The 14,942-nt window shown below is 62.0% G+C and carries 13 protein-coding genes; 3 read left to right on the top strand and 10 right to left on the bottom strand.

Features of this window, described 5'->3' with window-relative positions:
- Positions 1-98 precede the first annotated feature (98 nt).
- A complete protein-coding gene (gene paaZ / locus VSX42_RS07595; RefSeq protein WP_326503716.1) occupies positions 99-2,180 on the top strand; it encodes a phenylacetic acid degradation bifunctional protein PaaZ in 2,082 nt (693 codons plus the stop codon).
- Here paaZ and VSX42_RS07600 read toward each other — a convergent pair.
- The 8 genes from VSX42_RS07600 to VSX42_RS07635 form a co-directional block, all read right to left on the bottom strand.
- The gene (locus VSX42_RS07600; protein ID WP_326503717.1) at positions 2,177-2,869 is read right to left on the bottom strand and encodes an MOSC domain-containing protein; all 693 of its coding nucleotides are present in this window, start codon (positions 2,867-2,869) and stop codon (positions 2,177-2,179) included. The genes paaZ and VSX42_RS07600 overlap by 4 nt on opposite strands.
- Positions 2,870-2,894: 25 nt before the next feature.
- Positions 2,895-3,506: a TetR/AcrR family transcriptional regulator gene (locus tag VSX42_RS07605; protein ID WP_326503718.1), complete on the bottom strand. Its 612-nt coding sequence runs from the start codon at positions 3,504-3,506 to the stop codon at positions 2,895-2,897.
- Between the two features lie 84 nt (positions 3,507-3,590).
- A complete protein-coding gene (locus VSX42_RS07610; protein WP_326503719.1) occupies positions 3,591-4,964 on the bottom strand; it encodes a phenylacetate--CoA ligase family protein in 1,374 nt (457 codons plus the stop codon).
- A complete protein-coding gene (locus VSX42_RS07615; RefSeq protein WP_326503720.1) occupies positions 4,961-5,392 on the bottom strand; it encodes a PaaI family thioesterase in 432 nt (143 codons plus the stop codon). Before VSX42_RS07615 ends, VSX42_RS07610 begins: the two co-directional genes overlap by 4 nt.
- Before the next feature lie 84 nt (positions 5,393-5,476).
- The gene (locus VSX42_RS07620) at positions 5,477-6,256 is read right to left on the bottom strand and encodes an enoyl-CoA hydratase (RefSeq protein WP_237196140.1); all 780 of its coding nucleotides are present in this window, start codon (positions 6,254-6,256) and stop codon (positions 5,477-5,479) included.
- Positions 6,257-6,282: 26 nt separating this feature from the next.
- Positions 6,283-7,212, bottom strand: a complete 930-nt coding sequence (gene mmsB / locus VSX42_RS07625; RefSeq protein ID WP_326503721.1) for a 3-hydroxyisobutyrate dehydrogenase — start codon at positions 7,210-7,212, stop codon at positions 6,283-6,285.
- A 53-nt stretch (positions 7,213-7,265) separates the two neighbouring features.
- The gene (locus VSX42_RS07630; RefSeq protein WP_326503722.1) at positions 7,266-8,027 is read right to left on the bottom strand and encodes an SDR family oxidoreductase; all 762 of its coding nucleotides are present in this window, start codon (positions 8,025-8,027) and stop codon (positions 7,266-7,268) included.
- Between the two features lie 31 nt (positions 8,028-8,058).
- Positions 8,059-9,264, bottom strand: coding sequence for an acyl-CoA dehydrogenase family protein (locus VSX42_RS07635; RefSeq protein ID WP_326503723.1), 1,206 nt, complete (start codon positions 9,262-9,264; stop codon positions 8,059-8,061).
- Positions 9,265-9,552: 288 nt separating this feature from the next.
- Between VSX42_RS07635 and VSX42_RS07640 the strand changes: the two genes are divergently transcribed.
- Complete coding sequence (locus VSX42_RS07640) at positions 9,553-11,322, top strand: AMP-binding protein (protein WP_326503724.1); 1,770 nt, start codon at positions 9,553-9,555, stop codon at positions 11,320-11,322.
- A 730-nt stretch (positions 11,323-12,052) separates the two neighbouring features.
- Positions 12,053-12,247, top strand: a complete 195-nt coding sequence (locus tag VSX42_RS07645) for a hypothetical protein (RefSeq protein ID WP_326503725.1) — start codon at positions 12,053-12,055, stop codon at positions 12,245-12,247.
- A gap of 84 nt (positions 12,248-12,331) precedes the next feature.
- On the opposite strand, the gene VSX42_RS07650 is transcribed toward VSX42_RS07645, so the two are convergent.
- Positions 12,332-13,420, bottom strand: a complete 1,089-nt coding sequence (locus VSX42_RS07650) for an enoyl-CoA hydratase/isomerase family protein (protein ID WP_326503726.1) — start codon at positions 13,418-13,420, stop codon at positions 12,332-12,334.
- A 12-nt stretch (positions 13,421-13,432) separates the two neighbouring features.
- Positions 13,433-14,932: a CoA-acylating methylmalonate-semialdehyde dehydrogenase gene (locus VSX42_RS07655; protein WP_326503727.1), complete on the bottom strand. Its 1,500-nt coding sequence runs from the start codon at positions 14,930-14,932 to the stop codon at positions 13,433-13,435.
- Positions 14,933-14,942 lie beyond the last annotated feature (10 nt).

A 14,942-nucleotide genomic window follows, 5' to 3' on the forward strand; every position in this document is an offset into this window, starting at 1 on the left:
CAAGGCTTTTCTTCACCTGTGATGTGAACTATAGTTTATACCAATAACTGAACGCTCGGTCATTTATTTCCGGGCTTCCCAACAGTAAGGATTTCTCAATGACGAGCACCCCCACACTGGTCCCCAGCTTCATCAAGGGCTCCTGGTGGACCCCGGAAAACCCCACCTCTTCCCAGGACGTCCTCAACGCCATCACCGGCAAGCCCATCTACCGGGTATCCACCGAGGGACTCGACACCGCAGGGTCCATTGACTATGCCCGTACCACCGGCCAGGCCAATCTGGGCAAGCTCACCTTCCACGACCGTGCCCTCATCATCAAGCAGCTGGCCCAGTACCTCACCGAGCACAAGACCGAGCTCTACGAGCTTTCCTTCGCCACCGGCGCCACCCAGCGTGACCACTACATCGACGTGGACGGCGGCATCGGCACCCTCTTCACCTTCTCTTCCAAGGGCCGCCGCGAACTACCCAACTCCCGCGTCATGATCGACGGCAACGTCGAGCAGCTCTCCCGCGACGGCTCCTTCATCGGTGAGCACATCTACACCAGCCTGCCCGGGGTGGCCGTTGAGATTAACGCCTTCAACTTCCCCATCTGGGGCATGCTTGAGAAGTTCGCCCCGGCCTTTATCGCCGGCATGCCCACCATCGTCAAACCCGCCACCCCCACCGGCTATGTCACCGAGGCAACCGTGCGCCTCATGCTGGATTCGGGTCTGCTGCCCGAGGGCTCCCTACAGCTGATTTCTGGTTCAGCCCGCGATCTGCTGGACTACCTGGACTACCGTGACCACGTCGCCTTTACCGGTTCTGCCGCCACCGCCCACACCCTGCGTCAACACCCCAGCGTGCAGACCAAGGGCCTGCACTTTACCGCCGAAACCGACTCCCTGAACGCCGCTATTCTGGGCCCGGACGCCACCGCTGATACCCCCGAGTTTGAGGCCTTTATCAAGTCGGTCATGGTGGAAATGACCGCTAAGGCAGGCCAGAAGTGCACCGCTATCCGCCGCGTCCTGGTGCCCGCCGGGCGCTCCGCTGAGGTCGTTGAGGCCCTGGCGGGCAAGATTTCCGGACGCGTGGTGGTCGGCGACCCGCGCGAGGAGGGCGTGACCATGGGTTCGCTGGCCTCCCCCGAGCAGAAAGCCGAGGTTGAAAAGGCTGTGACCCGCCTGGTGGAGGCTGGCGGTACGATTGCCTTCCGCGGCGAAGCCCCCGAGGGCCCCTCCTTCTACCCGGTCACGGTGCTGACCTTTGAGGACGCCCGCACCCCCGAGGTTCATTCCGTTGAGGCTTTCGGCCCGGTAACCTCCATTCTGGAGTACACCGACCTAGCCGAGGCTGTTGAGCTGGCCGCCTTGGGCAAGGGCTCCCTGGTGGCTACGGTCTGCACCCACGATAATGGCACCGCCTCCCAGCTGGCCCTGGGCATTGCCGCCCACCACGGCCGCGTCCTGGTGCTGGACCGCGAGGACGCCAAGACCTCAACCGGCCACGGCTCCCCCGTGCCCCACCTGGTGCATGGTGGCCCCGGCCGTGCTGGTGGCGGTGAGGAACTCGGTGGTGTGCGCGCCGTGAAGCACTACATGCAGCGCACCGCCATTCAGGGCTCTCCCAATAAGCTCACTGCCCTGACCGGGGTGTGGCACCCCGGGGCGGACGCCGCAACCGTCACCCGCGCCCAGGTAGAGTCGGGCGAGGGTGTGCATCCCTTCCGCAAGTCTCTGGACGAGCTGGCTATCGGCGACCAGTTCGCTTCTGACCTGCGTGAGGTCAAGCTACAAGACATCACCGATTTCGCCAACGAGACCGGGGATCAGTTCTACGCCCACACCGACGAGGAGGCTGCGGCAGCTAACCCCTTCTTCCCCCGCCGCGTGGCCCACGGCTACCTGCTGGTCTCGTGGGCCGCCGGGCTCTTCGTTGACCCGGCTCCGGGCCCGGTGCTGGCTAACTACGGCCTGGAGAACCTGCGCTTTATCACCCCGGTCACCTACGATGATTCGATTCGCGTGACTCTTACCGCCAAGAAGATTACCCCGCGCGTGACCGACGAGTACGGCGAGGTCACCTGGGACGCGGTGCTACACAACCAGAGGGACGAAATCGTCGCCACCTACGATGTGCTGACCCTGGTGGCCAAGACCTGGCCTATGACTGAGGCTGACGCCAGCTAACGCCCCAGTTTAGCCAGTAGCCGGTCGTGGTAGAAGGGCGGGTAGCAACTTGCTTCCACCACGGCCTGCATGGCAGCACGGTCACCCATAGCAGCTGCAAAGGCCTGCCCCATAGTCACCCCGTGGTCGGGGGCAGGCAGAAAAGTAATAGTATCCCCGGCGGTGATGGTGCCTGGCTGGATAACGCGCAAGTAGGCGCCGGCGTCCTGACGCTCAGTAAAGGTTTTTACCCAGCCTTTTTGACCCAGCCAGTCGGCAAAGGTGCGGCAGGGCTGGCGCGGTACCGACACCTCAAGCACAGCCGTGCCTACCGCTAGGCGCTGGTTGATGAGAACCCGGCTCCAGGTAATACCCTCGGTGGTTAGGTTCTCACCGAACTGCCCGTTACCCAAGGGAGCACCTAAGCGCTCGGCCCAGTAATCCAATTCTTCCCAAGAAAAGGCATAAACCGCCTTGTCAGCACCGCCGTGGTGCTTGGCATCCCCCACAAAATCTCCGCTCACGCCGGAGCCGTTGCCGTAGCCGGGCGCCGGGGCAAAAACCTCCAGCGAATCTACCGGCTGCTTATTGATGCCGGTAGTACCCTTACCGGTCGGGCTGGACATTTCTGCCCCGCGATTGGTGGAGCGGACGCGCGCCCCCGCCGGGCTTAGGCCAGGAAAGGTAGGTGCGGAGTGGGTTTCAGTCATAGGTCTACGATACCCTGCACCAGCTCTAGGGGCGGGGGCCTGCCGCAATCCCCCTAAAGGCCATATCCACCACGGTGTCGGCCAGGGCCTCAACATCGCCGCCGCGGGCCGGGTCGTACCAGACCGCCAGGGAGTTAATCATGCCGAAAATCAGGCGGGCCAGGGTGCGGGCGTCCGCGCTCTGCCGCACCTGCCCAGCCTGCTGGGCAGCATCCACCAGGGCCGCCAGGCGGCCGGTCAGGGCCCGGCGCTTATCGAGAGCAGCCTGCTGGGCCGGGGAATTACCGCGCAAACGCAGTAGCAGGGTCACATAGGGCAGGTGCTCAGCCAGCACAAACACAGTCTGGCGCACCACAAATTCAAGCCGCTCGCGGGCGTCCGCCTCTAAACTCTCGCCAGCCTCAAATACCTCGTCAAGGGCATCGAGGGCACGGTCGAGGGCGATGCGTAAAATCTCTTCTTTGCTGGTCACGTGGTGGTAGATAGCGCTCTTGGTCAGCCCCAGGCGCTTAGCGAGCATATCCATGCTGGTGGCGTCGTAGCCGTGCTCGTTGAAGACCTCTACGGCCAGGCGCAGTACCTCTTGGCGGTCATAGCCGGGGCGGCCGCGCTTGGCGGGCTGGGACTGAGTGCTCACAGCATCTTCCTCTCACACACGGGTAGGGAGCCCCCGCACAGGAGCTCCCTACATGCTAACAAACCTGCCTGCAGGCGAGTAGGTTTATTCGTTGCCTTTGGGCTTGTTGCGGTAGTCGTAGATACGGCGAATCTTGCCGACGGAGCGGGGCAGGACGTCCGGGTCCAGCACCTCGATACGGCAGGTGGAGCCGATTTTGGTCTTGATATCGTGCAGCAGACGCTTACCGGCCTCTTCGGCGGCTTCCAGGGTGAACTCTTCGCGGCGTTCGATGCGCACGGTCATTTCGTCCATGCGGCCGGGGCGGGTCAGTTCCAAGGCAAAGTGGGGCGACAGCTCGGGCTGCTGCAGGGCCAGCTCTTCAACCTGGGAGGGGAAGAGGTTGACGCCGCGCAGGATAATCATGTCGTCGCTTCGGCCGGTGATACGACCCAGACGGCGGTGGCCGGGGCGGGCAGTGCCGGGCAGCAGGCGGGTGAGGTCGTGGGTGCGGTAGCGGATAATGGGCAGGGCTTCCTTGGTCAGGGAGGTAAAGACCAGTTCGCCGGGGCGGCCCAGATCGAGCACGGTGTCGTCGAAGGGGTCGATAATTTCGGGGCGGAAGTGGTCTTCCCAGATGTGGGAGCCATCCTGCGATTCAAAGGACTCACCAGCCACACCGGGGCCCATGACCTCAGACAGGCCATAGATATCGCAGGCCTTAAGGGTGCCGAAGGTGACCTCGATTTCGCGGCGCATTTCCTCGGTCCAAGGCTCAGCACCCAGAACAGCGGTCTTGAGAGAGGTTTCCTTGGGGTCTATGCCCAGCTTGCGGAAGGCGTCGGCGATGGTCAGCAGGTAGGTGGGGGTGGAGAGAATCGCGTCGGGCTCAAAGTCGCGAATGAGCTGAACCTGCTTTTCGGTCTGGCCGCCAGACATAGGAATGACGGCCGCACCCAGACGTTCAGCACCGTAGTGGGCACCCAGGCCGCCGGTGAAGAGGCCGTAGCCGTAGGCGTTGTGTACCTTATAACCGGGCTTGATGCCTGAGAAGCGGAAGCAGCGGGCTACCAGGGCGCTCCAGGTGGCGATGTCGTTTTCGGTGTAGCCCACGACGGTGGGCTGGCCGGTGGTACCCGAGGACGCGTGGATGCGGCGCACATCGCTCATGGGTACGGCAAAGGCCTTGAAGGGGTAGGCCTTCCGCAGGAATTCTTTGTCGGTGTAGGGGAAGAGCTTGAGGTCGTCAAGCTCTTTGAAGTCACCGGGGTGTACGCCGTGCTCGTCGTAGAGTTCCTTGTAGGCGGGTACGTTTTCGTAGGCGTAGTGCAGAGTCCAGCGCAGGCGCTCGAACTGGAGGGCCTCAATCTGGTCGCGGCTCATCAGCTCCTCGGGGTCCGGGGCGCCGGGGTCTGCGGCTCGGGGGGCCGGGGTGTAGGGGTTTTCTACGCTGCAAGAGGGGGCCTTGTAGGTGCTCATGCCTGGTGTCCTTCCGTGGCTGTTGGGGGCTTGATGGAGCGGCCACGACCGCGGAACTCGGCGATGAGCTTGTCTCCGCAGGTGACGGTCACATCAACGATGCTGTTGCGCCCGTACTGTGCTGTGAGGTTCGCTTCTGCTCGTAGGGTTTGCCCTTCGTAGGCTGAGGCGATGTAGTTAACGTCAACGCCTGCCCCCACAGTGATGCTCTGGGCGTAGAGCTCGGGGTCACTGTGGTTGCAGGCGAGGGCGAAGGCGGTGTCTGCAAAGGCGAAGGTCATACCACCGTGGATGATGCCGAAGCCGTTGACCATCTCATGCTTGATGTCCATTTCGATGATGGCGTGGCCCAGCTGGGCGGTGAGCACGCGAATGCCCATCCAGTCGCTGGCGTGATCGCGTTCAAGCATGGGGTGGGTTGCGCTCACTGTGCCTCCAAAGTATTTAGTGACCATTTGGTCAGTTATTCACTCAACCCAACTGTGTCACATTTTGATGAGACGCGCAACACTTTAGCGGTGCTTAAAATCAGCCTCCCGTTTCTCAACGAAGGCAGCCATGCCCTCCTTCTGATCCTCGGTTGCAAAAAGGGCGTGGAAGGTGCGGCGCTCAAAAGCAACGCCCTGGGCCAGGGTGGTCTCGAAGGCGGCATTGACGGCCTCCTTGCAGACCTGGGCCACGAACTTTGACTTAGAAGCGATGGTTTCTGCCATCTCAAGGGCGGTGGGGAGGACGTCCGCGTCCTGCTCCACCAGGCGGGATACCAGCCCTGCCCGCTCGGCTTCGTCCGCCCCCATAAAGCGCCCGGTTAGGCAGAGGTCCATGGCCTTAGCCTTGCCCACAGCGCGGGTAAGGCGCTGGGAGCCGCCCATGCCGGGGATGACTCCCAGGTTGATTTCGGGCTGGCCGAACTTGGTGGAGGGCCCGGCGACCAGCATGTCGGCCATCATGGCCAGTTCACACCCGCCGCCCAGGGCGTAGCCATTGACGGCAGCCACGATGGGGGTGCGCAGGCGGGTGAGGTTATCCCAGTGAGCAAACCAGTCGGCCGCGTACATGCTGGCATAGGTCTGGGATGACATCTCCTTGATATCGGCACCGGCGGCAAACGCTTTTTCGCTACCGGTCAGGACGATGGCCCCCACCTCGGGTGAGCGGTCGAAGTCGGTTGCGGCGGCAACAACCTCGCGCATGGTGGCATCGTTGAGGGCGTTGAGGGCCTTGGGGCGGTTGAGGGTAATCAGCCCTACCCGGCCACGGGTTTCAACCAGAATGTTCTCGTAGGTAGTCACGGGTTTTTCTCCTTGCTGTAAGCGGGTTAGATACCGGATACGGGTGATCCATCGGCCTCGCGAATGGCGTTAATGACGTCTGAGAAGTCCTTAGTACCGTGCCCTTCTTCTACCAGGTGAGTATAGATATCTGCGGCGTGCTTGCCGAGTTCACCGTTGACCCCTGCGGTGTCGAGGGCAGCAACCGCCAGGCCCATGTCCTTGCTCATGAGGGCGGTAGCGAAGCCCGGTTCGTAGTCGCGGTTGGCGGGCGACCCGGGCACGGGGCCGGGCACCGGGCAGTTGACGTTGACCGCCCAGCAGTAGCCGGAGGAGGTGGAAATGACGTCGTAGAGTACCTGGGCGTCAAGCCCGAGACGCTCGCCCAGCACGAAGGCCTCGGAGGCGCCCACCATAGTGATGCCCAGCAGCATGTTGTTGCAGATTTTGGCGGCCTGACCGGTGCTATTGGTACCGCAGTGCACCACCTTCTTGCCCATCACCTCAAGCAGGGGGCGCACCTGCTCTACGTCCGCCTCGGCGCCGCCCACCATGAAGGTGAGGGTACCCTGTTCGGCTCCCACCATACCGCCGGAGACCGGAGCGTCGACGGCCCGCATGCCGGCCTGCACAGCTAGATCGGCTGCCTGGCGGGCGTGCTCTACCTCGATGGTGGAGCAGTCTACGAAGAGGGTGTTGGGCTTGGCCGCAGCCAGCAGGCCACCCTGGCCCTCGCGCCCGCCGTAGGCTCCCAGAACGTGCTGGCCAGCAGGCAGCATGGTGATGACGATATCGGCCTGGGCTACAGCGTCTTCGCCGCTGGCGGCCACCTGGATTCCGCGGTCGCGGGCGGCATCGAGCGCAGCGGGCACCAGGTCAAAGCCGTGCACGGTGTAGCCTGCGGCAACCAGGTTGGCTGCCATGTAGCCGCCCATGTGCCCCAGGCCGATAAAAGCGATAGTTGGTGTGGTTGTCATCTTCTTCTCCCTTACAAGGTGGGCTTTTCTGTCTCGTCGATTCCGAGTGCGGCCTAGCGGGGGGCCATGCGCAGGGCGCCGTCCATGCGGATTGTTTCGCCGTTGATGTAGTCGTGTTCGGCGATAAAAACAGCCAGGTCGGCGTATTCAGCGGGGGCCGCGAGGCGCTGCGGGAAGGGCACATTTTGAGCGAGTTCTTCGCGGAACTCTTCGGTAATGCCAGCCATGAGCGGGGTGTCCACGATGCCCGGGGCGATAGTATTCACGCGAATTCCCGAGCTGGCCAGATCTCGGGCCGCGGGTAGGGTCAGGGCTACAACCCCGCCCTTTGATGCCGCGTAGGCTATCTGACCAATCTGACCCTCATAGGCGGCGATAGAGGCGGTGTTGATAATGACGCCCCGCCCGGCTGTGCCTTCCACCGGTTCCTGGCTCGCCATCAGGGCAGCCCCGGCAGTGAGCACGTTAAAAGTGCCGTTGAGGTTGATGCTGACGGTTTTAGCGAAGAGGGCAGGGTCGTGCGGCCCCCTTTTGGAGAGGACGCGGGCCCCCGGGGCGATACCAGCGCAGTTGACCACGGTGCGTAGGAGGCGCTCGTCCTGCCCCACCCGCTCGAAGGCAGCTTCAACGGCTGCGTAGTCAGTGACGTCGCCGGGCAGGAAGGTGACGCCCTCAACTTCCCCGGCCTTCTCGATACCGGCGGGAAGGTCGAGGCCGTAGACGTGCACGCCGCGGGCAACCAGGGCGCGGGCGGTTGCTGCTCCGATACCCGAGGCTGCGCCCGTAACCAGGGCGGTGGTGTTGGTGAGATTCATGGTGCTCTCTTTCAGGTGGGAGGTGAGGGGTTTAGACGAAGGCTGAGTAGCCGGTCAGGGCCCGGCCCACGATGAGGGAGTTGATTTCGTAGGTGCCCTCGTAGGTGTAGAGGATTTCGGCATCCCCAAAGAATTTGGCCATCTCGTAGTCGGTGGTCATGCCGTTGCCGCCCTGGATTTCCCGGCCCAGCCAGGCGCTCTGCCGGGCCAGCTTGGTGGTGGTGGCCTTGGCCATGGCGGCGTGAACCATGTCGAGGGTTCCGTTTTCTTGCATGCGGGCGCAGTTCATCATGAGCCCCAGGGCTGCCTGGGTGTTGCTCATAATTTCTGCGATGTTCTTTTGGATGAGCTGGAACTTAGCCAGGGGCTTGCCGAACTGCTGGCGGGTGATGGCGTAGTCGCGGGCGATATCGAAGATACCCAGCTGAATACCGTAGCCCTGCCAGCCCACCCAGGCGCGAGAGTTACGTAGCATCTCATTGGCGGCGTCGAAGTTGACGGCCCCGGGCAGGTGGGCGCTAGCGGGCACCTTCACGTCGGTGAGGGTGATGTGGGCGTTCTGCATGACGCGCAGGCCTATCTTGTTGCGAATCTTCTCAGCTTCGTAGCCAGGGGCGTCGGTGGGTACGATGAAGGCCTTGATCTGCTGGTCGGCGGTGTCGCGGGCCCAGACCAGGGCGAAGTCGGCGATGGTGCCCATGCCGATCCAGCGTTTTTCGCCGTTGATCACCCAGTGTTCGCCGTCAAAGGTGGCGCTGGTTTCGAGGCCGCCGGCGATATCGGAGCCGTGGTCGGGCTCGGTCAGGGCAAAGGCGCCGGTGAGTTCAAAGCTTTCGAGTTTCGAGAGCATCTCGGCTTTCTGCTCGTTGGAGCCGAGAATGTTGATCATGCCGAGCACCAGCTCGTTGTGAATACCGACCAGGGCTGAGAGCGAGACGTCTACCCGGGTCACTTCTGCGTAGACCAGGCCGCGGAAGAGCCAGGAGGTGCCGCTGGTTTCAAGGCGGGCCAGACCCACTTCAGCCATGCCTTCGAGCAGGTGCAGGGGGAATTCTTCGGTGTTCCAGTAGTCAACGATTTGGGGGCGTACTTCTTCTTGCAGGTAGGTGCGGATGCGCAAGAACCACTCTTTTTCGTGGTCGGGTAGCAGATTGAGAACGCCGAAGGGGTCGATGTCGGGGAAGGGCAGGGGCTTTTCGGGTGGGTTTTTGACCATTCCGCGGATGTGGGTGCTCATAGGGTAGCTCTCCTGTGCAACGTCGTCGTATGCAACTCACGGGCGGGGTTCACCCGCACTTTTTGTGTGAGTCAAGCCATATTTAGCTCTGAATGTACTCCACCCTGGGGGCCGTCGGGTAGCTTTTGGGGGAATTAATTGGTTCGTTACGCACAGACAGGCTCGCCTTCGTTGATTTTTCCACAGGGTCTTGGCAGGGGTGCCACCCCTCCCTTATAGTGACTCACAGCACCCTGTCGTGACCCATGCCACTATTCTTGCGTGGCTTATTGCCGAAAGAGGTTACTCATGAGCGTTACCGAAGAGTTCCGCACCATTCGCGATCAGCTTGTTGCCCTGCGTGAAGACTACGCCGCTGCGCGCAAACAGTTCACTTGGCCCCGGTTTGAGTATTTCAACTTCGCCCTCGACTGGTTTGATCAGGTAGCTGCCAGCGAGGAACGCAAGGACGCCCCCGCCCTGATTATCGCGGAGCAAGACGGTTCCAGCGTGAGCGTGAGCTACGCAGAAATGTCTCAGCGGTCAGCACAGGTAGCTAACTGGCTACGGTCGGTAGGCGTGAAGCGCGGCGACCGTGTGATTCTCATGCTGGGCAACCAGGTAGAGCTCTGGGAGCTCGTGCTCGCCGGCATCAAGCTGGGCATTATTCTTATGCCTTCCACCGAGATGCTTGAGCCGGTTGACCTCGACGAACGCATCAGCCGTGGCACGGTCGAATGGGTCATTACCAACAGCAAGAACGTGCCCAAATTCGAACGGGTTGAGGGCAACTTCACCGTGATCGAAACAGACGGTAAGACCGAGGGGGCCCTGACCAAGCACCCCCACCTGAACTACCTGGATGCGGCGTCCGCTCCCACCGATTTCACCCCGGACGCCCCCACCCGGGGCGACGAGCCCCTGCTCTGGTACTTCACCTCGGGCACCACCTCGCGGGCCAAGATGGTGGAGCACACCCACACCTCCTACCCGGTGGGCCACCTTTCGACCATGTACTGGATTGGTATGGGCCCCGGCGACGTGCACCTGAATGTGGCCTCACCAGGCTGGGCCAAGCACGCCTGGTCCAACATTTTTACCCCCTGGATTGCCGAGGCAACCGTCTTTATCTACAACTACTCCCGCTTCGACGCTGCTGCCCTCATGCAGAACATGGAGAAGTTCGGGGTCACCAGCTTCTGCGCCCCGCCCACCGTCTGGCGCATGCTCATTCAGGCCGACCTGGGCCAGCTGGCAACCCCGCCCACCAAGGTCGTTGCCGCAGGTGAACCGCTGAACCCCGAGGTAATTTCCAAGGTGAAAACCGCCTGGGGTGTGGATATTCGAGACGGCTTTGGGCAGACCGAGTCCACCGTGCAGATTGCCAATACGCCCGGCCAGCCCATCAAGATTGGCGCTATGGGCAAGCCCCTGCCCGGCTACGACATTGTGCTGATTGACCCGGCTACCGATGAGATTTCTGAGACCGAAGGTGAGATTTGTATCCGCCTGAGCGATGCCCGCCCCCTGGGCCTGATGACCCAGTACAAGGGCGACCCCGAAAAGACCGAGGACACCATGCGCGGGGGCTTCTACCACACCGGCGATATTGCCGAGCGGGACGAGAACGGGGTGCTCACCTATGTGGGCCGCGCCGACGACGTCTTCAAGGCCTCCGACTACAAGCTCTCCCCCTTTGAACTGGAGTCCGTGGTCATTGAGCACCCGGCTGTGGCTGAGGCTGCGGTGGTTCCGTCGCCCGACGAGATCCGCCTGGCGGTACCCAAGGCCTACATTGTGCTGGCCGCTGGGCACGAGCCAACGGCTGAGACTGCTAAGGATATTCTCAAGTACGCCCGCGACCACCTGGCTGCCTACAAGCGGGTGCGACGCATCGAGTTCTACGAGCTGCCCAAGACCATTTCGGGCAAGATTCGCCGTGTGGAACTGCGTGCCCGTGAGAACGAGTTCCACGGCCGCCACGGTGAGAAGACCGCAGCAGCTCTGGCCGCCCGCACCACCACCGAGGGCTACGGCCACGAGTTCGCCGACACGGACTTCCCGGACCTCAAGGGCTAGGCAAGCTATCTCCCTATACAACGAATGTGACTCATATTCCCAGGCGGGCGTTAAAACAACACCCTTTTGGGAATATGAGTCACATTCGTGGTGGGGTGTATGGACCCAGCGGGATTAGCTACCCAGGTTGGCCTCAACTCTTGTTACATTCTCTGCCTCAATATAGGGGGATCCATCGACGACATTCACAATGCGAATTTTGCTGACCTTAATCTTGGCATAGGTATAGGTCCTCGAGGTGCAGCTGAAGTATACTTCATGGACAGCGAATCCGACCCCAATGGTGAATTCAGTATTACCGGAAACGGAAGCTGTTCAGCCGCTCTGGGTATTGGCCTAGGATTCGGTTTGAGCTTCCCGCCCAAAAGCGGAGCCATCGGCGGCGTTGCTGGGCTTGGCCTTGGTTGCAGTGCAAACCTTAGCTTCAACATTCCTCTACCCGTTAGCTAGATAATTAGGATACCGAATTGATTCATCAATATGTATATAGTGGATTTATTATTGCATCCTTTTTCACAATACCCTTCTTCTATTTTCGCACCCGAAAGAATATCAGGGAAGGAAACCCGGCAGTCTGGCCAGAAACCATGATTTTCAAAAACCCTACCCCGGCAGGCAGATACCTCACAATGGTAGGGCCTAGCGTCCTTTGCTTATTCGGTTGCCTCTACCTACTACTTTTCGGACAATACGGACTACTAAAATGAACAACAAAGACATCATGAAAAAGATGTTTACCTCAAAAACCTACTGGGCAGGCGCTCTACTCGCTATTACCGGCTTCATCATGCTCGGCTACCACGGCTACAAACACAATGAGCTCTTCATCCCCGGCCTCATCCTCTTCCTCATAGGCTTTGCCATCCATGGCTACAGCACCATCCGCGCCATGGCAATGATGCGCAGAAACCCCAAAGAAAAATAACACCCCCTTGGTTCTCTCTTGACCCCAAGAAAATCAAGGGGGTCAAGAGAGAACCAAGGGGGTGAGGTAGCAGGCAGTACCCGGCTAGGACTTTAGACCCAGCTCCCCCGCCTTCGTGGGGGTGAAGAATGCCAGGACGCTCTCGCGCGGGACCTCCGCCAGGCTGGCAGGGGACCACTGCGGGTTGCGGTCCTTATCGACCACCTGAGCCCGGATGCCCTCGCGCATATCGTGATGGGCCAGGGCGTTACAGGAGGTCACAAAGTCCTGATTCAGGGTTTCTGCCAGGCTCTGGCTACCGGCCCGACGCACAGCCTCCAGGGCCACCTTCATACCGGTCGGCCCGTTCTTCTGCAGGGCCGCCAGAACCGTACCAGCGAACTCGGCACCGTCCGCCCCCGAATCAGCCACCGCCTGGACCTTCTCAAGGATTTCCTCAACGGTATCAGCGGCAAAAGCACCCTCAATCCAGTGGGCGTTCTCCACGAGCGGGGAGGGAGGCACATCAGCAGCAAAGCCCTCGATGACGCGGGTGACGGCGTCCGCCCCCTCGACATTCTCAAGGGCAGCGACCAGGTCATCGAGCTTCTCAGACGGCACGAAATGATCAGCCATGCCGACGGCGAGCGCGTCCGCCCCGGTCACGTGCAGGCCGGTGACGGCCATAAGGGTGCCCAGGTTCTGCGGGGCGCGGGCCAGGATGTTGAGGCCCCCCACGTCGGGGCAGAAGCCGATGACGGTTTCGGGCATGCCGGTGCGGGTGCGTTCGGTGACGATGCGGTGGGAGCTATGGGCTGAGACGCCCACGCCGCCGCCCAGCACCAGGCCGTCCATGAGGGCGATGAAGGGCTTGGGGTAGCGGGCGATACGCAGGTCCAGGGTGTATTCCACTCGGAAGAAGTCCACGCCCTGATCCGGGTTTTCGCCGGTGGCCTTGTAGAGGGCCACCACGTCACCGCCTGCGCAAAGACCCCGCTCACCGGCGCCGCGCAGGAGCACGGCGGTGATGCCGGCGTCCTGTTCGAAGTCGTCCAGGGCTACGTTGATCAGCTCCATCATCTCGGCGTTGAGGGCATTGACCGCGCGCGGACGGTTGAGGGTGATAACCCCCAGGCTGCCGCGTTTTTCGGTCAGGACGCTCTCGGTCGGCTGGGTGCCGGGCGTATCGGTCACAGTGGGCCTCCTTTAGTTGCCGGTGGGCATAACGAAGCTGGCACCCTCTTTAATGCCGGAGGGCCAGCGGGATGTTACCGTCTTGGTCTTGGTGTAGAAGCGGAAAGCATCGGGCCCGTGCTGGTTGAGGTCGCCGAAGCCGGAGGCCTTCCAGCCGCCGAAGGTGTAGTAGGCAATCGGCACGGGAATCGGCACGTTCACACCCACCATACCCACATCGACGCGGCGGGCGAATTCGCGGGCGGTATCACCGTCGCGGGTGTAGATGGCAACGCCGTTGCCAAACTCGTGGTTGGTGGGCAGGGCCAGGGCCTCTTCGAAGTCATCGACGCGCACCACGGAAAGGACGGGGCCGAAGATTTCTTCGCGGTAGATGGACATATCGGTGGTGACCTTATCGAAGAGGGTAGCGCCGACGTAGTAGCCGCCCTCGTGGCCTTCGACCTTAACGCCGCGTCCGTCCACCAGTAGCTCGGCGCCTTCCTTCTCGCCGGCGGCGATGTAGCCTTCGATGCGTTCGAGGGCGCTGGCGGCAACGACGGGGCCGAAGTCCGCCTCGGGGTCAAGGGCGTGGCCGACCTTGAGGGTCTTGGTGCGCTCGACCAGCTTTTCAACCAGGGCATCGGCGGTGGCCTGACCGACGGGCACAGCCACCGAGATAGCCATGCAGCGTTCACCGGCAGAGCCGAAGGCTGCGCCGATGAGGGCGTCGGCCGCCTGGTCGAGGTCGGCATCGGGCATGATAATCAGGTGGTTCTTGGCACCGCCGAAGCACTGGGCGCGCTTGCCGGTGCGGGCGGCGTGCTCGTAGATGCTCTGGGCGATGGGGGTGGAGCCCACGAAGCCGACGGCCTTAATGCGGGGGTCATCGAGCAGGGTATCAACGGCCTCCTTGTCGCCGTTGACCACGTTGAAGATGCCGTCGGGCAGACCGGCCTCGGTCCAGAGCTCAGCCAGGCGCAGGGGCACGGAGGGGTCACGCTCTGAGGGCTTAAGGACGAAGGCGTTACCGGCTGCGATTGCGGGGCCGCACTTCCAAAGGGGAATCATGGCCGGGAAGTTAAAGGGGGTGATACCGGCGACCACGCCCAGGGGCTGACGCATGGAGTACACGTCGATGCCGGTACCTACGGAGTCGGAGTACTCGCCCTTGAGCAGGTGGGGGGCGGCGGTGGCAAATTCGACGACGTCAAGGCCGCGCTGGATATCACCGTGGGCGTCGGCTACGGTCTTGCCGTGTTCGAGCGAAAGCATCTCGGCCAGTTCGTCGGCGTTCTGGTTGACCAGGTCCACGAAGCGGTGCAGAATACGGGCGCGCTTCTGGGGGTTGGTAGCAGCCCACTTGGCCTGGGCTTCTGCGGCGTTGGCGATAACATCGCGCACCTCATCAGCGGACGCCAGGGGCACCTGGGCCTGCACCTGGCCGGTGCTGGGGTTGTAGACATCGGCGAAACGACCTGAGGTTCCGGGGCGATGGGCGCCGCCGACGTAGTGGGTTAACTGCTTCGTCATCGAAGCCTCC

The sequence above is a fragment of the Rothia nasimurium genome (assembly GCF_035916755.1).
Lineage (GTDB): Bacteria > Actinomycetota > Actinomycetes > Actinomycetales > Micrococcaceae > Rothia.